At 65.5% G+C, this 19,921-nt stretch carries 16 protein-coding genes; 9 read left to right on the top strand and 7 right to left on the bottom strand.

The features are described from left to right. Positions 1-5: 5 nt before the first annotated feature. The 4 genes from manD to DYQ94_RS17715 all read left to right on the top strand — a co-directional run bounded on the left by manD (position 6) and on the right by DYQ94_RS17715 (position 7,342). The gene (gene manD, locus DYQ94_RS17730) at positions 6-1,265 is read left to right on the top strand and encodes a D-mannonate dehydratase ManD (RefSeq protein WP_104543696.1); all 1,260 of its coding nucleotides are present in this window, start codon (positions 6-8) and stop codon (positions 1,263-1,265) included. Then, positions 1,265-2,959: a glycoside hydrolase family 43 protein gene (locus tag DYQ94_RS17725; RefSeq protein ID WP_160955239.1), complete on the top strand. Its 1,695-nt coding sequence runs from the start codon at positions 1,265-1,267 to the stop codon at positions 2,957-2,959. Before manD ends, DYQ94_RS17725 begins: the two co-directional genes overlap by 1 nt. Before the next feature lie 2 nt (positions 2,960-2,961). After that, positions 2,962-5,649, top strand: coding sequence for a glycoside hydrolase family 3 protein (locus DYQ94_RS17720; RefSeq protein WP_160955238.1), 2,688 nt, complete (start codon positions 2,962-2,964; stop codon positions 5,647-5,649). 229 nt (positions 5,650-5,878) lie between these two features. Continuing rightward, complete coding sequence (locus DYQ94_RS17715; protein WP_160955237.1) at positions 5,879-7,342, top strand: mannitol dehydrogenase family protein; 1,464 nt, start codon at positions 5,879-5,881, stop codon at positions 7,340-7,342. A 147-nt stretch (positions 7,343-7,489) separates the two neighbouring features. Here the strand turns inward: DYQ94_RS17715 and DYQ94_RS17710 are convergent, their stop codons facing one another. Beyond that, positions 7,490-7,876, bottom strand: coding sequence for a bleomycin resistance protein (locus DYQ94_RS17710; RefSeq protein WP_126966943.1), 387 nt, complete (start codon positions 7,874-7,876; stop codon positions 7,490-7,492). A gap of 434 nt (positions 7,877-8,310) precedes the next feature. Between DYQ94_RS17710 and DYQ94_RS17705 the strand changes: the two genes are divergently transcribed. Then, on the top strand, positions 8,311-8,640 hold the full coding sequence (locus DYQ94_RS17705; protein WP_241235278.1) for a SymE family type I addiction module toxin: 330 nt from the start codon (positions 8,311-8,313) through the stop codon (positions 8,638-8,640). A 337-nt stretch (positions 8,641-8,977) separates the two neighbouring features. After that, positions 8,978-9,982, top strand: coding sequence for a 2-hydroxyacid dehydrogenase (locus DYQ94_RS17700; protein ID WP_126966944.1), 1,005 nt, complete (start codon positions 8,978-8,980; stop codon positions 9,980-9,982). A 66-nt stretch (positions 9,983-10,048) separates the two neighbouring features. Here the strand turns inward: DYQ94_RS17700 and DYQ94_RS17695 are convergent, their stop codons facing one another. Next, positions 10,049-10,420, bottom strand: coding sequence for a hypothetical protein (locus DYQ94_RS17695; RefSeq protein WP_054591735.1), 372 nt, complete (start codon positions 10,418-10,420; stop codon positions 10,049-10,051). Positions 10,421-10,492: 72 nt separating this feature from the next. Continuing rightward, the gene (locus DYQ94_RS17690) at positions 10,493-10,915 is read right to left on the bottom strand and encodes a hypothetical protein (protein WP_046345117.1); all 423 of its coding nucleotides are present in this window, start codon (positions 10,913-10,915) and stop codon (positions 10,493-10,495) included. 227 nt (positions 10,916-11,142) lie between these two features. Between DYQ94_RS17690 and DYQ94_RS17685 the strand changes: the two genes are divergently transcribed. Next, positions 11,143-11,301, top strand: a complete 159-nt coding sequence (locus tag DYQ94_RS17685; protein ID WP_046346114.1) for a DUF2256 domain-containing protein — start codon at positions 11,143-11,145, stop codon at positions 11,299-11,301. Between the two features lie 80 nt (positions 11,302-11,381). Here the strand turns inward: DYQ94_RS17685 and DYQ94_RS17680 are convergent, their stop codons facing one another. Then, on the bottom strand, positions 11,382-12,392 hold the full coding sequence (locus DYQ94_RS17680) for a DNA-binding protein (RefSeq protein WP_202397606.1): 1,011 nt from the start codon (positions 12,390-12,392) through the stop codon (positions 11,382-11,384). Between the two features lie 161 nt (positions 12,393-12,553). Between DYQ94_RS17680 and DYQ94_RS17675 the strand changes: the two genes are divergently transcribed. Both DYQ94_RS17675 and DYQ94_RS17670 read left to right on the top strand, forming a co-directional pair. Beyond that, positions 12,554-13,597, top strand: a complete 1,044-nt coding sequence (locus DYQ94_RS17675; protein ID WP_065033366.1) for a Kelch repeat-containing protein — start codon at positions 12,554-12,556, stop codon at positions 13,595-13,597. Between the two features lie 117 nt (positions 13,598-13,714). Then, the gene (locus tag DYQ94_RS17670; RefSeq protein ID WP_237475025.1) at positions 13,715-14,611 is read left to right on the top strand and encodes a DUF3800 domain-containing protein; all 897 of its coding nucleotides are present in this window, start codon (positions 13,715-13,717) and stop codon (positions 14,609-14,611) included. Between the two features lie 206 nt (positions 14,612-14,817). On the opposite strand, the gene DYQ94_RS17665 is transcribed toward DYQ94_RS17670, so the two are convergent. The 3 genes from DYQ94_RS17665 to galB all read right to left on the bottom strand — a co-directional run bounded on the left by DYQ94_RS17665 (position 14,818) and on the right by galB (position 19,875). Further along, a complete protein-coding gene (locus DYQ94_RS17665) occupies positions 14,818-15,864 on the bottom strand; it encodes an SMP-30/gluconolactonase/LRE family protein (protein ID WP_126966945.1) in 1,047 nt (348 codons plus the stop codon). Positions 15,865-15,940: 76 nt separating this feature from the next. Then, positions 15,941-17,125 carry an endo-1,4-beta-xylanase gene (locus DYQ94_RS17660; RefSeq protein ID WP_126966946.1) on the bottom strand — a complete coding sequence of 395 codons (1,185 nt, stop codon included), beginning with the start codon at positions 17,123-17,125 and terminating at the stop codon, positions 15,941-15,943. A 50-nt stretch (positions 17,126-17,175) separates the two neighbouring features. After that, entirely contained in the window at positions 17,176-19,875 is a 2,700-nt protein-coding gene (gene galB, locus DYQ94_RS17655; protein WP_425519015.1) for a beta-galactosidase GalB, read from the bottom strand. Positions 19,876-19,921 lie beyond the last annotated feature (46 nt).

Below are 19,921 nucleotides of genomic sequence, written 5' to 3'. Positions count from 1 at the left end.
CCACGATGTCACAGACCCCCGACTCCCCTGCTCCGCTGCAAGGCTCGGCCCGCGATCGCGAGATCGTCGAGGCGCGCGTCATCGTCACCTGCCCGGGCCGCAACTTCGTCACCCTGAAGATCCGCACCCGCTCGGGCATCACCGGGCTGGGCGATGCCACGCTCAATGGCCGCGAACTGGCGGTGGCGGCGTACCTGCAGGAACACCTGGTGCCGAACCTGATCGGCCGCGATGCCGGCCGCATCGAAGACATCTGGCAATTCTTCTACCGCGGTGCGTACTGGCGGCGCGGCCCGGTGACGATGAGCGCGATCGCTGCGGTGGACGTGGCCTTGTGGGACATCCTGGGCAAGATGGCCGGCCTGCCGTTGTATCAGCTGCTGGGCGGGCGCTCGCGCGAGGGCGCGCTGGTCTACGGCCATGCCAATGGCCGCGATATCGCCGAAACCAGCGATGAGGTGGGCCGCTTCCGCGAGCTGGGCTTCATCGCCATCCGCGCGCAGTGCGGCGTGCCCGGCATCAAGAAGACCTACGGCATTTCCAGCGGCGGCAAACCGTATGAGCCGGCAGAGAGCGAATTGCCGACCGAAACGGTGTGGTCCACACCACGCTATCTCGGCGTGGTGCCCAAGCTGTTCGAGCAGCTACGCAACGATCATGGCGACGAGATCGAGCTGCTGCACGACGCGCACCACCGGCTCACCCCGATCGAGGCCGCGCGGCTGGGCCGCGACCTGGAACCATACCGGCTGTTCTGGCTGGAAGACGCCACCCCTGCAGAAAACCAGCGCGCGTTCGAGGTGATTCGCCAGCACACGGTCACCCCCTTGGCGGTGGGCGAGGTGTTCAATTCGCTGTGGGATTGCAAGCACCTGATCGAGCAGCAACTGATCGACTACATCCGCACCACCATCGTCCACGCCGGCGGCATCACCCATGTGCGCCGGCTGGCCGATTTCGCCGCGCTGCATCAGGTGCGTACCGGCTTCCACGGCGCCACCGATCTGTCGCCGGTGTGCATGGGCGCGGCATTGCACTTCGACACCTGGGTGCCCAACTTCGGCATCCAGGAATACATGTTCCATTCCGACGAGGCCAACGCGGTGTTCCCGCACGATTACGTATTCCGCGATGGCCGCCTGCATTGCGGCGAAGCACCCGGGCATGGCGTGGACATCGACGAAGCCCTGGCCGCGAAGTATCCCTACGTGCCCAAGCAGTTGCCGATCGCGCGGCTGGAAGACGGTGCGATGTGGGACTGGTGATGCGCTGGCTGCCGGCCGCGCTTGCGGCACTGCTGCTTGCGGTGGCCGCACCTGCGCGCGTGCAGGCGCAAGCACACGCCGATGTCGCCTTCGACTGGTTCGAGTATCGCGGCGACGATGCGGTGTTCGCCACGCCATTGCCACCCGGCCACTACCGCAACCCGGTGCTGGCCGGGTTCTACCCGGACCCCAGCGTGACACGCGTGGGCGAGCGCTACTACCTGGTCAACTCCACGTTCGCGTATTTCCCGGCGATCCCGGTGTTCGAAAGTACCGACCTGGTGCACTGGACGCAGATCGGCAATGTGGTCGAGCGCCGCGAACAGCTCGACTACGACGGGCTGGGCGTGTCGCGTGGCATGTTCGCTGCCAGCATCCGTCATCATGCCGGGCGTTTCTATGTGGTGGGTACCTCGGTCGACAGCGGCGGCAACTTCATCGCCAGCGCCCGCAATCCCGCCGGCCCATGGTCGGCACTGACGTGGTTGCCGGGCATCGACGGCATCGACCCGTCGTTGTTCTTCGATACCGACGGCAGCGCCTACCTGCTCAACAACGGCCCGCCGGAAGGCACGCCGTTGTACGAAGGCCATCGCGCGATCTGGATGCAGCGCTTCGACCTCGCCAACAATCAACCGGTCGGCCCGCGCAAGGTGTTGCTCAACGGTGGGGTGGATCTGGCCAGCAAGCCGATCTGGATCGAAGGCCCGCATCTGTATCAACGCGACGGTTGGTATTACCTCTCGTGTGCCGAAGGCGGCACCGGGCCGCAGCATTCGCAGGTGGTGCTGCGCAGCCGCAACGTGTGGGGGCCGTATGTCGCATCACCGCACAATCCGATCCTGACCCAACGCGACCTGCCGGCCGGGCGCGCGCATCCGATCAGCAATGCCGGGCATGTGGATCTGGTGGACACACCGGACGGGCAATGGTGGGCGGTGTTCCTGGCCAGCCGCCCGTATGCGGGCGAACGCTACAACACCGGGCGCGAAACCTTCCTGCTGCCGGTGCACTGGCGCGATGGCTGGCCGTCGATCCTGCCGGCCGGCGAGCCGATTCCGTATGTCGCACAGAGCCCGCGCGGCGCCAAGACCCCGGCAGATCAAGCCCCGTTGTCGGGCAACTTCACCTGGCGCGACGACTTCGCCGGCACCTCGCTGCAGCGCGAATGGCTATCTCTGCGTGTGCCCAAACATGAGGTGGCCGATCTAAGCGCACGCGCCGGTTGGCTGACCCTCCATGCCAGTGCGCAAGGGTTGGATAGCACAACCACACCCGCCTTCCTCGCGCGGCGCCAGCAACACACGCGCTTTGCCGCAAGTACCGCGTTGGCGGTGCCCACGCAGGCCGGCGTCAGCGCCGGGCTTGCGGTCTTGCAGAATTCCAATGCGTGGTATGCGTTGGGCGTGCGACGCAACGGCGATGCGCTGGACGTCTTTCTCGACAAGCGCGAGGGCGCAAGAACCACCACGCTCGCACGCACCCGCGTCCCCGCAACGGCGCAGCTGCGCCTGCAGATCAGCGGCGATGGCGGTGCGTACAGCTTTGCCTTCGATGCCGATGGGCGCGGCTGGCAATCGCTACACCGCAACGACGATGCGGGCATGCTCAGCACCGCACAGGCCGGCGGCTTCGTCGGCAGCATGATCGGGCCGTTTGCCCAGCTGGAACCGCACCGCACCCAGGAGGACTGACCATGCATTCGCACCCCGCCCACCGCGCCACCGCCCCGCGTCGCCCACCTGCGCGCGGCTTACTGCTGGCGGTGGCGCTGGCCGCCACCGGCACGCAGGCCGCAACGCCGCCGCCGTATCTGGATACCCAACGCCCGTTCGACGCGCGTGCGGCCGACCTGGTGTCGCGCATGACGCTGGAAGAAAAGGCCGCGCAGATGCAGAACGCCGCCCCGGCGATCCCGCGCCTGCAGGTGCCCGAATACGATTGGTGGAACGAAGCGCTGCACGGCGTGGCGCGTGCCGGCGGCGCCACCGTGTTTCCGCAGGCGATCGGCCTGGCTGCTACGTTCGATACCCCGTTGATGGCCGAGGTGGCCACCGCCATCAGCGACGAAGCGCGCGCCAAGCACCACGCGTTCCTGGCGCGCGGCGAGCACAAGCGCTACCAGGGACTCACCTTCTGGTCGCCCAACATCAACATCTTCCGCGATCCACGCTGGGGCCGCGGGCAGGAAACCTATGGCGAAGACCCGTTCCTGACCGCGCGCATGGGCGTGACCTTCGTGCAGGGCCTGCAGGCGCAGCAAGGGCCGTACCGCAAGCTCGATGCCACCGCCAAGCACTTCGCCGTGCACAGCGGCCCCGAGGCCGACCGTCATCACTTCGACGTGCATCCCAGCGAGCGCGATCTCCACGAAACCTATCTGCCCGCGTTCCAGGCCCTGGTGCAGGAAGGCAAGGTCGCCGCAGTGATGGGCGCCTACAACCGCGTCAATGGCGAATCCGCCTCGGCCAGCACGCGGCTGGAAGGCATCCTGCGCCGCGACTGGGGTTTCGATGGTTACATCGTCAGCGACTGCGCCGCCATCCGCGATATCTGGCAGAACCACAAGATCGTGCCCACGCCCGAGGCCGCCGCCGCGCTCGGAGTCAAGCATGGCACCGACCTGGATTGCGGCGACACCTATGCCGCGTTGCCGGCGGCGGTGCGTGCCGGCCTGATCGACGAGGCCAGCATCGACACCGCGCTCAAGCGGCTGATGACCTCGCGCATGCGGCTGGGCATGTTCGACCCGCCGGCCAGGGTGCCGTGGGCGCAGATTCCTGCGGCGGTGAATCAATCGCCAGAGCACGATGCACTGGCCCGCCGCACCGCGCGCGAATCGCTGGTGCTGCTGAAGAACGACGGCCTGCTGCCGCTCAAACCCACGCTCAAGCGCATCGCCGTGATCGGCCCCACCGCCGACGACCCGATGTCGCTGCTGGGCAATTACTACGGCACGCCGGCCGCGCCGGTCACCATCCTGCAAGGCATCCGCGACGCTGCACCGCAGGCACAGGTGGTCTACGCGCGCGGCAGCGACCTGGTGGAAGGGCGCGAAGACCCCAATGCCGCGGCACCGATCGACACCCGCTATCTGCGCCCGGCGCCGGATGCCAAGCAGAACGGCCTCACCGGCGAATACTTCAAGGGCCGCGCCCTGGCCGGCCAGCCGGTGCTGACCCGCATCGACCCGCGTATCGCCTTCCGATGGGACCGCAATGCGCCCACCGACGATGCCGTGGGCCGCGGTGAACTGCAGGCCGACCGAGCGCTGGCCAAGGACGACTTCAGCGTGCGCTGGCATGGCCAGCTGTTGCCGCCGGTGTCGGGCACCTACGAGCTGCAGATTGCCGCCGACGACGGCGTGCGCCTGTTTCTGGACGGCAAGCTGCTCATCGATCAATGGAGCGAGGCCCCGCGGATGCGCGGCGGCAATGCCAGCGTCGCGCTGGAAGCCGGCAAGGCCTACGACCTGCGCGTGGAATACTTCGAGGCCACGCGCGATGCCGGCGTGCGTCTGGCCTGGCGCATGCCCGGCGCCAAACCGCCGCTGCAGGAAGCGGTGGACGCCGCACGCAACGCCGAGGTAGTGGTGTTCGTCGGTGGCCTCACCGGCGATGTCGAAGGCGAGGAGATGGACGTCAACTATCCCGGTTTTGCCGGCGGCGACCGCACCGACACCCGCCTGCCCAAACCGCAGCGCGAATTGCTGCAGGCACTGCAGGCCACCGGCACGCCGGTGGTTGCGGTGCTGACCACCGGCTCGGCGCTGGCGATCGACTGGGCGCAGCACCACGTGCCCGCCATCCTGCTGGCCTGGTACCCCGGTCAACGCGGCGGCAGCGCGGTTGGCGATGTGCTGTTCGGCCAGGCCAGTCCCGGCGGCCGCCTGCCGATCACCTTCTACAAGGAAGACGAGCGCCTGCCCGCCTTCGACGATTACGCCATGCGCGGCCGCACCTATCGCTACTTCACCGGCAAGCCGCTGTACCCGTTTGGCCATGGCCTGTCGTACACGCAGTTTGCGTATTCGGATCTACGCCTTGATCGCACCACCGTTGCCGCCGATGGCACGCTCACGGCCACGGTCACGCTGAAGAACACCGGCCAACGCGCAGGCGATGAAGTAGTGCAGCTGTATCTGCATCCGCTCAAGCCGCAACGCGAACGCGCCATCAAGGAACTGCGCGGCTTCCAGCGCATCACCCTGCAACCCGGCGAACAACGGCAGCTGCGCTTCACCCTCAAGGCGCAAGACGCCTTGCGCATCTACGACGAGCAGCGCAAGGCCTACGCAGTGGATCCAGGCGACTACGAAGTACAGATCGGCGCTTCCAGTGCAGACATCCGCAGCACACAACGCTTTACCGTCACCGACAAGTAGCAGCCGTTGACACCCTCGCCATGCGGCCACGGCCAAAGAAGACCCTCAGCCGCGATTGCCCTAAGCCCCTCTCTCGCCGGGGCGAAGAGGCGCCGCTTGCGCGCCACTGGCGCGCGTGCCTTGGAGCGCCCGCGTTGCAAGACGTGGGCCGGGGCGCGGAGCGGGGGTTGGGGTAAGGGTACGGCCACAGGCGAACTTGCAGCACCCCCACGATTCCAAACAAAAACCCATGCCAATTCCAACGCTCTCCATCGCAACACTCGCGCACCTACCAACCACCGTCCTCACTCCCAGCTACGACCCCAAACAGACCACCATCGGCATCGTCCATCTAGGCGCAGGCGCCTTCCACCGTGCCCACCAGGCCGTCTACATCGATGACCTGCTCGCGCAGGACCCCAGCTGGGCCATCTGCACCGTCTCCCTGCACAGCCCGAGCGTGCGCGACGCCCTGCGCCCACAAGACGGCCTCTACACCCTCGCCCTGCTCGACGAACACCCGCAGCTGCGCATCATCGGCGCCATCCGCGAGGTGCTGTGCGCTGCCGACGAACAAACCGCCGTGCTCGCGCGCCTGGCCGATCCCGCCGTGCGCCTGGTCACCCTCACCATCACCGAAAAGGGATATTGCCTCGCAGGCGACACCCTCGACCTCACCCATCCCGACATCGCGCACGACATCGCCAACCCCGGCACACCGCGCAGCGCCGTCGGCTATCTCGTCGCCGGCCTGCAACAACGCAGGCAGCAGGGCAGCGCACCGTTCACCGTGCTCAGCTGCGACAACCTGCAAGACAACGGCAACCTGCTACGCCGCGCAGTCTTGCTGCTCGCACAGCAAACCGATCCCGCGCTTGCGGCATGGATCGACCGGCACGTCACCTTCCCGCGCTCAATGGTCGACAGCATCACCCCCGCCACCGACGACGCACTGCGCACCAACGTACAAGCGCAAACCGGTCTGCACGACGCCTGGCCGATCCAGCGCGAGCGCTACAGCCAGTGGGTGATCGAAGACCGCTTCTGCAACGGCCGCCCCGCCTTCGAAAGCGCAGGGGTGATTCTCAGCGACGATATCGCCGGCTATGCACGCGCCAAACTGCGCCTGCTCAACGGCCCGCACTCCGCACTCGCCTATCTCGGCAGCCTGCTCGATCTGGAAACCGTCGCCGACGCCATGCGCCACACGCAACTGGCCACCTTTGTCGAAACCCTGATGCGCGAGGACATCGCCCCCACCCTGCAACCGATGCAAGGCTTCGACCTGCAGCACTACTGCGGCGCCATCCTCGCCCGCTTCCGCAACCCCGCCATCCGCCACCTGCTCGCCCAGATCGCATGGGATGGCTCGCAGAAGATTCCGGTGCGCGTGCTCGGCGTCATCAGCGATGCATTGGACGCCGGGCGCCGGGTCGACCGGCTCTGCATTCCGGTAGCGGCATGGCTGCAGTTCGTGCGCAGGCAGGCGGCCAACGGCATTACCCTGGTCGATCCACTGAGCGAGGTCCTCAGCGACATCGCCCGTTCGACCACCGGCGATGCCAGCCATGACATCGCGGCATTCCTCACCGTGGATGCGGTGTTCGCTACGCTCTCTGGCGATGCGCGTCTTGTGGAGGCACTGCGCGCTGCCTATGCTGCGCTGGGCACTGCAACACCGGCAGAGATACAGCTGGCAACCGATGCACGGTGATGCGCGGCAAACGCATCGCCGGCTGCCATCGCATGCCAACAAGGTCCGATATCTGCATCGTGCGATGTCGGGCAGCGTGTATATCGTGCCACCTGACCGACGGCCTGTTCCGGATAGCCAGGTACGCAGATGCAGGCGATTGGACGCCTAGCTACCGATTAGCTGCCCAATCCTGATCAGATTGCCGTTCTCATCGACAAGCGCAAATTCCCGCATGCCCCAGGGCTTGTCGCTGACAGCATCGAGTCTGGGGATGCCGTGCGCCGGTAGCTGCGCGGCGCGCATGGCGGCGTAGACCGCATCGACATCGCCAACCCGGATATAGCAGCCCGCATAGCAGGCCGCAGGATCCAGGTCCGGGTGTGCGAAGAAATGCAGCTCCACCTCGCCACGCGTCAGGATCGCGTAGCCCGCATCGTGCGGGTGCGCGTCGCCGACAAAGCCCAGCCGCCGATAGAAGGCGACCGTGCGTTCGATCGAGCGACCGGGGAGCAGTGGAATCGCACGGTCTGGCGTTTCGGCAGTGGAAGTCATCGCTTTCTCGTAGTGGGATAACGAAGCCGTCTTTGAGCACAACAATACGCCAGATACGAGGGATCGGTTGGGAGCCGTGCCGTGCTGTCTTGACTCGCTGCATTGGCGAGTAGCAAGATCGCTCTGCTGCGGCACATTCCGCAGCCGGGTTTAGCAGCCCGTAATCACAAGGCGCACCAGCGCCCATTGCACGATGTCGGCGCTTTTCTTTTGCCCGACTTATCGCATGGGCAGGCGTGCTCGCTTTACGGCGGGCGGTGCGCGGAGACCGCAAGGTCTGCCGGTTCCTTGTGACCGGTCTGCTAACCGCGCATCGTCCGCCACCCTCGTTTAGCAGCGAGATGGCGGACTTCCTATCGCACAAGGAGTTCGATATGACCCGTCCAAAAGCAACCGCCAGTGCACGCGCTGCATCGCCTTCCAGGCGGTCTGTTGTGACACGCGCCAGATCCAAGCACCGCCCGGCTGCCGGCATGACCGGTGCTGAGCCAGCGGTGGATCCAGCGCTGGCGCCTACCCCGCCCTTGCGCAAGCCCGGCTTCCGCATTCCCGAGCGGGTCACCATGAGCTACCAGCACTACGACGTGCGGCGTGCCGAGGATGTCATCGGTTGTGCGGTGCCCAAGCTGCGGCTGTCCGGGCGCTGGCTGGAACACTGCGGTTTCGCAGTGGGTGATGCGTTGCGGGTGACGGTGGGACGCGGCGTGCTGTTGATCAGCCGCGTGGCGCCTGCGGTACCAGCGGTGAGATCGCGCCGCAGGTGACACGCCTGGGGCGAGCGCCCTCACCCGGCGCTTTGCGGTTCCTTCTCCCGTGCACGGGAGAAGGGACGCATTCTGCTCCTGTCTGGATTGCAGAAGGGAGGCCGGCTGTTTGCGCCTGAGAGCAGAGGTGCCTGTTGCGGTGCGGAGCAGCAAAGCAAGGCTGCGTAGCGCAGGGGCTGTCAGCGGTAGAGAGCTTCGTGCCTGCAATGGCATCTGCGCCGCATCGCTCGACATGACATGCTTGGCCTCACCTACGCCCCGCCCACGTTCGGACAGGTTCAAGCGCCACATGGCCACGCGCAAGCTACCGTATTCGCGCACCGATGGAGTTCTCTGCATGAAAATGGCTGTCTTCAGCACGCGCCCTTACGACAAGCGCTTTCTCGATGAAGCGAAACTACGCCCAGGCACGCAATGTGCAGCCGAGTTCGTTTATTTCGAGGCATCACTCGATCTGCGGACGGCAGCGTTGGCGCAGGGCTGCGAGGTGGTCTGCGTGTTCGTCAACGACCAGCTCGATGCGCCCGTGCTGCAGGCACTGCACGCGACCGGTGTGCGCGCGGTGCTGCTGCGCTGCGCCGGTTTCAACAATGTGGATCTTGCTGCGGCCACCGCACTTGGGCTGTTCGTGGCACGCGTGCCGGCCTACTCGCCCGAAGCGGTGGCCGAGCACACCCTGGCGCTGGTCATGACGCTCAACCGCCAGACGCACCGCGCCTACAACCGCGTGCGCGAGGGCAACTTCATGCTCAATGGCCTGCTCGGCCGCACCTTGCACGGCAAGACGGTGGGCCTGATCGGGCTGGGCAAGATCGGGCTGGCGACTGCGCGTATCTTTCAAGGGATGGGCTGCGATGTGCTGGGCTTTGATCCTTATCCCACGCCTGGCTTCGATGCGCTTGGGCAGCGGGTGGAGCTGGAGACACTGTTCGCCCGCTCGGACATCGTCTCGCTGCACTGCCCGCTGACACCGGCAACGCAGCACCTGATCGATGACACGGCGCTGGCGTCGATGAAGCCGGGTGCGATGCTGGTCAACACCTCGCGCGGTGGCTTGGTGGATACCGATGCGGTGATCCGCGCGCTCAAGTCCCGCCAGCTCGGCCATCTGGCCATCGATGTCTACGAACAGGAAAGCGCATTGTTCTTCCAGGACCGCTCGGGCGAAATCATCGACGACGAAGCGTTTCAGCGCCTGATGACCTTCCCCAATGTGCTGGTGACCGGGCACCAGGGGTTCTTCACCGCAGAGGCATTGCAGGAGATCTCCGACATCACCCTGCGCAACCTTGCCGATTTCGCTGCCGGTTCCCCATGCGCGAATCGTGTTCCGGCACCTTAGCGGCACCTTCTCGCTCACCAGCCGCGCAGGTTCGACGCATCGACTCCTCTGTCGTGGTACTCGGGTTCAAGCCGGTACGGCAGTTGCCTGGCGACGCAGCGCACAGATCCGCGTGCAACCAACCGCGGCGGCCAGCCCCAGCTGACCGGTGTACCAACTCACCTGCCGCAAGTATCCACCCAGGCGGCAGTTGACTGCATGGCCCAGTGGCCGCACCCGCCTGTGGCCCCGGCGCATGTATGCATCCCGGATCACCGGCGCCACGCCCTGCAGCAGAACCGGGCCCAGCCGGCTTGCCAACAAGTATGCAAACACGTCGATACCCACCATCTCCAGCAGTGGTATGGCCGCTGCAACCTCCGGATTGGATGCGATGCAGGCAATCGCCAGCGTGGCGATGGCAATGACCGCCCTGCGGTTCAAGTTGACCGGCCACATGTCGATGGTCCTGAGCGCCCTCTGGATGTCATGCAGATCTGCACAATTCAGACATCTTGGCTTGCCTGTGGGTCACGATACCCGGACGCCCTGGCTGCCGCCGGATGTATTGAAGATGCGCGTCAGCACCAGCACGAGCAGGACCACAAAGCTCAACTCCCACACATAGAATGCGGCGCCCACGTGATCGATCATGACTTGCTGGCCAGCCTCGTTCTTGTCGAACCGGGTTGCGCGAAAGGTATCCAACCCGATCAGGCAAGCCGCTACCAACAGGGCCGCCGCCATCTTGTCCGCCTTGAGGAAATAACACAGCCATGCCAACAGGAACACCGGGTTACTCATCCAGGCCAGGCACTGGCCATCGAGCACCTGCATCCAGCCAAACAGCAGGATGACAAATCCACCCAGTTGATCATTACCGCCATGCAGTGCAGGAAGGCACAGCGAAATGCCGTACAGCAGGGCAGATAGTAGAAGTGGAAACAGCTTCATGGGCGTCCTTGTCTGATGATGAGGCGAGTGCATGTCCCCGCGTTGGGGAGGCTCGTTCCATCTCGGCACAAGCCAACCTGCATCACTATAGACACTGCGCGTGCCGCTTTCACGACCACGCTGCCAAGCCCGCCGACGCATCTCGTGGAGCGGCGGAGGCTTCGGCCCAATGCATCGCTATGGCATGCTTGAACCCCTGCCGCACAGCGTCCGACGTCCGCATTCCCATGGCCGCCCACAAGAAGCAGAACTTGCCGGAAAAGCTCTGCGTTCAATGCAGGCGACCCTTCTGCTGGCGCAAGAAGTGGGAAAAGGTGTGGGACGAGGTGAAGTATTGTTCGGACCAATGCCGCCGAAACAGCAAGCGGCAGCGCCCGGAACAATAGTCTGCTTACGCGCAACCCATCTCTCCCGTGCCGTCGCGCGTGAGCCGAGCGGGTTCGGCCATTCTGACAGCCGGTTGCGGCTAACGTTTACCAGCTTTTTTCGCAGCACCCGATCCACTCGCCCGCTTGGCAGCGCTGCCTTTACCTGCCACTGCCATGTTGTCCACCAGATTGGGATAGGGGCGGCCTGCTGCCTTGGCACGTTGTCTGGCCTGTGCCTTCTGCGCCGGGGACAGCGGACCTGAGCGCGAGCGACTCTTGGGGTTGGGCTTTTTCCATGGCGCAGACGTCTTGCTTGTGCCTTTCTTCGCTGCACCGCGCGTGGAAGCGCTCTTCCCGGCTGCAGTTCGGCGGGCGACCGTCTTGTTTACCGCTTTCTTCGTCGATGCTGCCTTCTTTGCAGGAGATTTCCTGGCCGCAGTCTTCTTGACTGCCTTCTTGACTGCCTTCTTGCCGGTCGCCTTGCGGGCGCCGGCCGAGGGCGCCGACTTGCGCGTCGCTGCGCTAGCGGCGCTCGTTTTCTTGGTCGCGGCCCGTGTTGCCGACGGTTTCCTCGCTGGCGACGTTCGGGTTGCTTTCTTTGCGACCGCCTTCTTTCTCGCGGTCTTCTTCGGGGTGCGCTTGTCCGCGGCACTGGCATGGGCGGCGGCCGTCGTGGTCGCGCTTGCTCGTTTTCCTGCCGGGGTCTTCGCGCTCGCCGCCTCTTCCAGACGCTGGTACTGCCGTGCCGCCCAGCGCTGGCCGGCATCGCCGCCCCAGAGCAGCCAGGCAATGTAGCCGGCCGATGGCGCGCTACGGTCGGCCCAGCCCTTGCCAGTCTTGTCCACGCTGTGGCGCGCGAAGTACGCATGCATGCGCCGGATGGTCTGCGTGGAAAGCGATTTCCGTGCCGAAAGATCGCGCGCACGCGCAACGCCGATTGCGGTGCCACCACGCCCATGCTGCTCGCGCAACCGCAGTCCGCGTGCCGCCGCGTCGGCAACTGTCTTGGGCGGTGTTGTCGAAGACGCCTGCTTTGCCGGTTTGCGTGCCACACCTTTCTCCTGTCGTATCGCGTTGCCGTAGTGTTCGCATGCGCGGTGCTGCTGCATGTGAAGAAGCCGGCAGCCAGGACTGCCTAGGCAGCCTGCCGGGGACATCACGGCAATGCGCAAGCACGCGCGACCTGGCCCTGGATCAGCCTGCTTGTGCGAGTGGATCATCGCGCACGTGTCGCTACACTGGCCTGCCCACGCCATCGGAAGAGTGCTGCATGCGCCTGTTGACGAGCTGGTTCCGCGCAAGCCTGTTTGCTGCCGCGGTCGGCACTTTCCCCGCGCTTGGTCAGGCCACCGACAAGGCGGTGCCGGTGGCCACCTCGGCACAATCGAAGCAGGTGGCCTCCTGGCAGACGCTGACCCCGCACAACAAACCGCACGCGCGCCATGAGAACAGCCTGGTGTCGGTCGGCGACAGGCTCTATCTGATCGGAGGGCGCGACGACCGCCCGCTGGACATCTTCGACACCACAACACGCCGTTGGTCCAAGGGCAGCACGCCGCCGCTGGCGGTCAGCCATGCGCAGGCAGTGGTGTCGTCGGGGAAGATCTACGTCGTCGGCGGCCTGACCGGCGACTACCCGGAAGAAGCCGCGCTGACCCACTTGTTGATCTACGACCCTGCCACCGATCGCTGGCAGGCAGGCGCGGAGATTCCCAAAGGCCGTCGCCGCGGCGCGGCAGGCGCGGTGGCGCACGACGGCGTGCTGTACCTGGTCGGCGGCAACACGCGCGGCCATATGAGCGGGTACGTGCCGTGGCTGGATGCGTTCGACACCAGGACGCAGCAATGGACGCAGCTGGCCGACGCACCGCGTGCGCGCGATCACTTCCATGCAGTGGTGCTCGACGGCAAGCTGTACGCGGCCGGTGGCCGCAGGTCATCGCACGAGAGCGGCAACACCTTGGCGCAGACCATTTCCGAAGTCGATGTCTATGACATCCAGCGCGGCACCTGGAGCGTTGCCCCGGCCGCACTGCCGACGCCGCGCGCCGGTGCCGCCGCCATTGCACGCAATGGCCAGCTGCTGGTCATGGGCGGCGAGAGCACGCGCCAGGTGAAGGCGCACGACGAGGTCGAAGCTTACGACCCGGCCACCTCCACCTGGACGCCGCTGGCCGCATTGCCGCGAGGGCGCCATGGCACCCAGGCCGCAGCGGTCGGCGACGCTCTGTACATCGTGGCGGGCAGCGGCAACCGCGGCGGCGGGCCGGAGCTGGATGATGTGCTGGTACTGCATGAAAGCAGCGCGCAATAGGCCATTCCGCCTCCCGCGTACGGCATGCTGCGAGAGACTTGGTTGAAGATTGTGCCTCTGCAGATGAGGATCTAATCTGCTGCATCGTTGTCCAATGTGCAGCGCCAGGGAGCGGTCATGCCGAAACGTGGATCAGATCACACGCCATCAACGATGCCTGGCGTTGCCGGGCAATTTTCGCTGCCACTGGTACAGGCGGAAGGCGAGCCGGCGACACCGCCACTACTGGCGGCTGCCGACCCGCGTTACAGCAATTACATCGTCTATGTCGATGAAAGCGGCGACCACGGCCTGGAGTCGGTAGATCCCAACTATCCGGTGTTTGTGCTGGCCTTGTGTGTCTTCCACAAAGGCCACTACGCGCAACGCGTGGTTCCCGCGATTGAGTCATTCAAGTTCAGGCATTTCGGGCATGACGTGGTGATTCTCCACGAGCATGACATCCGCAAGGAAAAGGGATATTTCCGCTTCAGTGATCGGTTGGAAAAGACGATTTTTCTGGACGAGCTGACGGGCATCATCGAGTCGCACAACTTCATCCTGATCAGCTGTGTCATCGACAAGACACGGCTGAAGGAAAAGGCCCAGACCGCAGACAATCCCTACCACCTGGCGCTCGCATTCTGCCTGGAAACACTTTTCGAACTGATGCAGGAAAAGAAGCAGGACGACGTTGCAACGCACGTGGTGGTTGAGTGCCGTGGCAAGAAGGAAGACCGCGATCTGGAGCTGGAATTCAGGCGGATCTGCGACGACGCAAACCGCTGGGGCCGGCAACTTCCCTTCACCATCGTCTTTGCGGACAAAAAGGCCAACTCATCTGGCTTGCAACTGGCTGACCTCGTTGCGCGGCCCATCGGGCTATCGGTACTGCGCCCGGATCATCCCAATCGCGCATTCGACGTGCTGCAGCGAAAATTCTTCTGCAAGCAAGGCCGGCGTCAATTGGGTGTCGACTATGAAGGCTGGGGCCTGAAAATTTTCCCGCCGCCAGAAAGCGAAAAGCCCCGGTGATCTCACCGAGGCTATGACGCCGACCGGGAACCCCCAGTCCACTTAGGGTGCGAGTCTAGAGTTCTGGACCGCAGAATTCAAGGTTGCCTGCTACAAAACCGGTCTGTCAGCACATCGTATCCATCAGCTGTTGTGACTGCTGAAAGCAGAACGATTTGCAACACAGGGTGACCGGTACAGCTCCATCGCGGCCAGGGCCGCTCCTACTAAAGCGGCGATTGGGCAAACTCCAAGCCAAGCGCCTTGACCCGCACCCGCGCCAGCATCGCGTGCGAGGTCATGTACAGCGTATGGCCGTCGTTGCCGAAGGCGCAGTTGGAGATGGGTTCGCCGGTTTCGATGCGGCCCAGCCTGCGGCCATCGGGGGCGAACACGATGACGCCGCCGGGGCCGGTGGCGAACAGGTGGCCGTCGGCGGAAACCGCCATGCCGTCGGGCAGGCCGGGCGCGTCCTTGGCGACCAGATCGGAGGCGTCGGCGAACACGCGCTTGCTGGTCACCGCACCGGCTGCGTCGAGCGTGTAGGCCATCCAGATCGGGCGCTCCGGATCGGAGTTGGCCACGTAAAGGGTGCGCGCATCGGGCGACAGTGCGATGCCGTTGGGAAGGCTGAGACTGTCGTCCAGCAGATGCACGCTGCCGTCGGTGTCCAGCCGGTAGACGCCGTTGTAGCGCAGCTGCTTGACCGGCGAATCGTTCATGCCCTTCAGGCCGTAAGGCGGGTCGGTGAAGAACACCACGCCATCGCTGCGGCGGACCAGATCGTTGGGGCTGTTGAAACGGTGACCTTCAAACTGCGTCGCCAGCGGCGTCTTCTTGCGCGTGGCCGGGTCGAGCCTGGCGACGATGCGCGTGCCCGAATCGGCCAGCAACACGGTGCCGCCCGGTTCGGCATACAGCCCATTGGCGCCGGCTTCGCGCAGCGTGGCCTGCTCCGGGCCGCTGTAACCGGACGGCGACAGCAGGACCGACAGGCCTGCGTCCTCGGACCAGCGATAGAGCTTGTTTTCCGGCACATCGGTGAACAGCAGATAGCCACCGTTGCGGACCCAGGCCGGGCCTTCGGACCAGGTGAAGCCTTCGCTGAGCTTCTCGATGCGCGCATCGCCAGCGACCACGTCGCTGAAGCTGCGATCGAAGCTCTGCAGATGCCCGATCGCGGCAAAGCGCGGTGGCGGCACCTCCTTCCTGGTGCAGGCGGCGAGGATTGCCAGCAGCGGAACGGCCAACAGCAGATAGGGCGGCAAGCGCATCGGTCTGTCCAGTAACGAAGTCGGGCCATGATGCCACCATGCGCGTGCAGGCCTGCTGCGCATGCCGGCAGCCGTGCTAGCGCTCGCCAGCGTGCGCGGGTACCGCCAACACCGCATCCAGCGCCGGTTTGGGCTGGTGATTGCGATCGAACAGCAGCGGATAGTTGGTGCGGCCCGGCACGGGGTAATCGTTCTTCCAGGACATGCCATCGCTGACACCCCACACGCTGACGCGTGCGAGCTTGTCGCGCTTGCGCCAGAACAGCGCGAACAGCTCGGCGTAGCGATCGCGCAGCTGCGCCTGCACCTGCGGCGGCAAGCCCTCGCGATACGGGTCGAGAAAGCGCTTGAATTCCGGCAGCTGGAACTGCTTGTGCGCAAGTCCGGTCCCGATGACCTGGCCTTCCCTGGTCAGTGGCAACACGTCGATGTCCAGCTCGGTGATCATGACCTTGATGCCGAGCGCGGCGTAGGCATCGATGGCGTCTTCGATATCGCGCAGGCTGGGATAGTTGAGCCCCCAGTGTCCCTGCATGCCGACGCCATCGATGCGGATGCCCGATTGCTGCAGCATCCTGACCATGCGCACGATGCCATCGCGCTTGCTCGGCCGCCATGCGTTGAAATCGTTGTAGTAGAGCTCCGCATCCGGCGCATACCGTTGGGCAAAGGTGAAGGCGTTGCGCACCACGGTGTCGCCATCGCCGACGCGCTGCACCCAGTTGGTATCGCGGTAACGTCCGTCTTCGTCGATGATCTCATTGACCACGTCCCAGGCCTGCACCTTGCCGACGTAGCGCCCCGCCACGCGCTCGATGTGCGCGCGCATGCGCTCCAGCTGCGCGTCGGCGCTGTTGGGCTTGCCTTGTGCATCGACGAAGAACCACTCCGGCGTCTGGTTGTGCCAGACCAGGGTATGGCCGACCACGAACATGGCGTGATCGCGCCCATAGGCGACGAAGGCGTCGGCCGTGCCGAAGTCGAACACGCCCGGGCGCGGAGCGACCACTTCGGCCTTCATCACGTTCTCGGCAGTGATGGCATTGAAGTGGCAGGCGACCAGCGCGGCAGAGGCAGCGTCCTTGCCGGAGACGATGTCGGCATTGACGGCGGTGCCGATCAGAAAGCCGTCGGCGTAGGCGTGCTCGAGCGAGGTGCTGCGGGTGTCGCAGTCAGCCAAGGCCGGCACTGCCATCACAGCGCCGATCAGGGCCAGAACAAAACGCAAGCCTGCTGCTGGGCGCTCGTGGGTCTGCTGCATCGCCGGATTCCTGTGCAGGTACCGCAGGTAGTGCGTCATCGGGAACCCCATCACTCCACCACCACCTGCGCACTGGCGGCCTGCAAACTGTCGGAGTCCACATGCAGCGTGATGGTGCCACGCGCGCCGGGCTTGGCACGCACGATCGCCAGGCACAGCCCGTTGAACGCATTGCGCTGCGGCGCGGCGAAGGATTCCAGGTTGGTGGGATCGCCGTTGTCGGTGGCGACCAGCTCGCCCGGGCCTTCGATGCGGAAACGCAGGCGGTCGCCGGCGGTCGGCACAGGACGTCCATCGCGATCGAGCAGGCGCACGGTGACGAAACTCAGATCCTGCCCGTCGCCACGGATGCTGCCGCGGTCGGGCGTCACCTGCATGCGCGCGGCGCTGCCGGCGGTTTGTACGCGGTCGTCGGCCCAGGGTTTGCCTTCCTTGTACGCCTGCACGCGCAGCTCGCCGGGTTGGTAGACCACCGCGTCCCAGCGCAGCCGGTACTGCAGCGGGCCCTTGCGCTTGCGCCCCTGCGAGACGCCATTGACGAACAGCTCGGCCTCGTCGCCGGAGGTGAACACATGCACCGGCGTGACCTGACCCTCGCGGCCGGGCCAGGTCCAGTGCGGCAGCAGATGCGCCATCGGCAGATCGGGGCGCCAACGCGATTGATACAGCCAGTAGCGATCCTTGGGAAAACCGGCCAGATCGAAGATGCCGGAGTACGAACTGCGCGAGCTGTAGTACGGCGTGGGCTCGCCCAGATAATCGAAGCCGGTCCAGACGAATTCGCCGGCGACATACCGATGCCGGTCCTGCGCCGCGAACACCTTGTCGGCGCTGGAGCCGAAGTCCACCGCATGCAGTTCGTAGGCGCTGACCTGGTGCGCGACCGAATCGCCGCCGCGCCCATCGCGCACCGGCGCGCTAATGTCTGGCGTCACCGGAAACAGATACACACCGCGGCTGCTCAACGCCGAGGCGGTCTCGCTGCTGAGAATGGGCTTGTGCGGGAACCTGCCATGGAACGCGGGATATTGCGGTTGTTTGCGGATGCGCTCGGTGCCTGCGAATTCCGGTGCGTCGCGGATGCCTTCGCCCTGGTAGTTGAGGCTGATGACATCCAGCACAGCGGGCAGCGGCATCTCGGGCGAGGCGTAGTTCATCGCCACCGTGGCGGGGCGCGTGGGGTCTTCCTCATGCACGATGGCGTGCAGTGTGCGTGCGATCGCCGCGCCCTGCTCGCCGGTGTACTGCTCACCGACTTCGTTACCGACGCTCCACAGGATCACCGAAGGATGATTGCGGTCGCGCCGCAGCATCGCGCGCAGGTCCGGCTCGTGCCACTGCGGGAACACCAGGTGGAAATCCAGCGGGGTCTTCTTCATCTCCCAACTGTCGAACACCTCGTCCGCCACCAGCAGGCCCATGCGGTCGGTCAGCTCCAATAGCTCCGGTGCGGGCGGGTTGTGGCTCATGCGGATGGCATTGGCGCCCATCTGCTGCAGCAACTGCAGTTGCCGCTCGGCGGCGCGCAGGTTGAACGCCGCACCCAGCGCGCCGAGGTCGTGATGATTGTTCACGCCGCGAATCGGCACATGTTCGCCGTTGACCAGCAGGCCCTTGTCGGCATCGAACACGATGCTGCGGACACCGAACGGTGTTTCGTAGCGATCCACCACGTGCCCGTCCTGACTGACCTCCGTCACTGCGACATAGCGGTGCGGGCGCTGGGTCGGCGGCGGGCCCCACAGACGCGGGTGGTCGATCTGCGTACTGCCCTGCACACGGGCGCTGCCACCGGCGGCAACCGCAACCTGCACGGCGGCAATGCGCGCGACCGGCGCGCCGCTGCGTGTGCCGCGTGCATCGTCGAGCACATAGATGGCGGTGCTGACCTGTGCCTGCACCGCGCTGCGCGCGGCGTTGTCCAGCGTGATCGCCAGCTGCACCTGCGCGGTGTCGGCCGAGACCTGCGGCGTGGTCAGCTGCGTGCCCCAATGCGCGACATGCAGCGGCGCAGCTTTGGTCAGCCACACATTGCGATACAGCCCGCCGCCCGGATACCAGCGCGCCGAGTCGGGCGGGTTGTCCAGGCGGATCGCCAGCTGGTTGCGCGCACCAAACACCACATAGGGGCTCAGGTCCACGCGCCAGGAGCTGTAGCCATACGGCCAGCCGCCGACCAGCTTGCCGTTGAGCCAGACCGTGGCATAGGCCATGGCGCCATCGAGATCCAGAAACAGCGCGCGCCCGCGATCGCTGGCGGGGATGTCCAGGCGCTTGCGATACCAACCCACGCCCCAGCTCGGCAAGCGCCCCATGCCGCCATAGGGACCATCGGCCAGGAACGGCCCGGCGATGGCCCAGTCGTGCGGCAGATCCACGCGCTCCCAGCCGCTTTCGTCGAACTGCGGCTGCACGAAAGCGACACTGCTGCCGGGGTGGCCGGGCGGGCGTTCGTGCCGCTTCGCGGGATCTGCAATCAAGGCATTGGCCGTGGGCAGGATCCATGGCTTGAGCACGCGGGTTGCGGTGGTATCGAGGCGCTGCGCCTGCTCGGGCTGCGCGTCGGCCACCTTGCCGTCTTCGCTGCGTAGCACGTGCGGGCGGATGTCGTAGTCCAGGATTTGCCGATTGTCTGGAGGATCGCCGCGATGGAAGCGCCACTGCGCGTTGAGCGAGACGCGCTCGCGCGGCAACTGGGTCGGCGCCGGTAGTGCTGCCAGCGCGGGCACTACCAGGCAGATGCAAAGCATCGCGACACGCGCGAGGCGTGCGCAATCCCTGAGCGCGCGCATCACC

It is taken from the genome of Xanthomonas sp. LMG 8993, assembly GCF_009835065.2.
Classification (GTDB): Bacteria; Pseudomonadota; Gammaproteobacteria; order Xanthomonadales; family Xanthomonadaceae; genus Xanthomonas; species Xanthomonas arboricola.
Note: the sequence above shows the minus strand (reverse complement) of the source record. Positions and strands in the feature narration are given on the sequence as shown.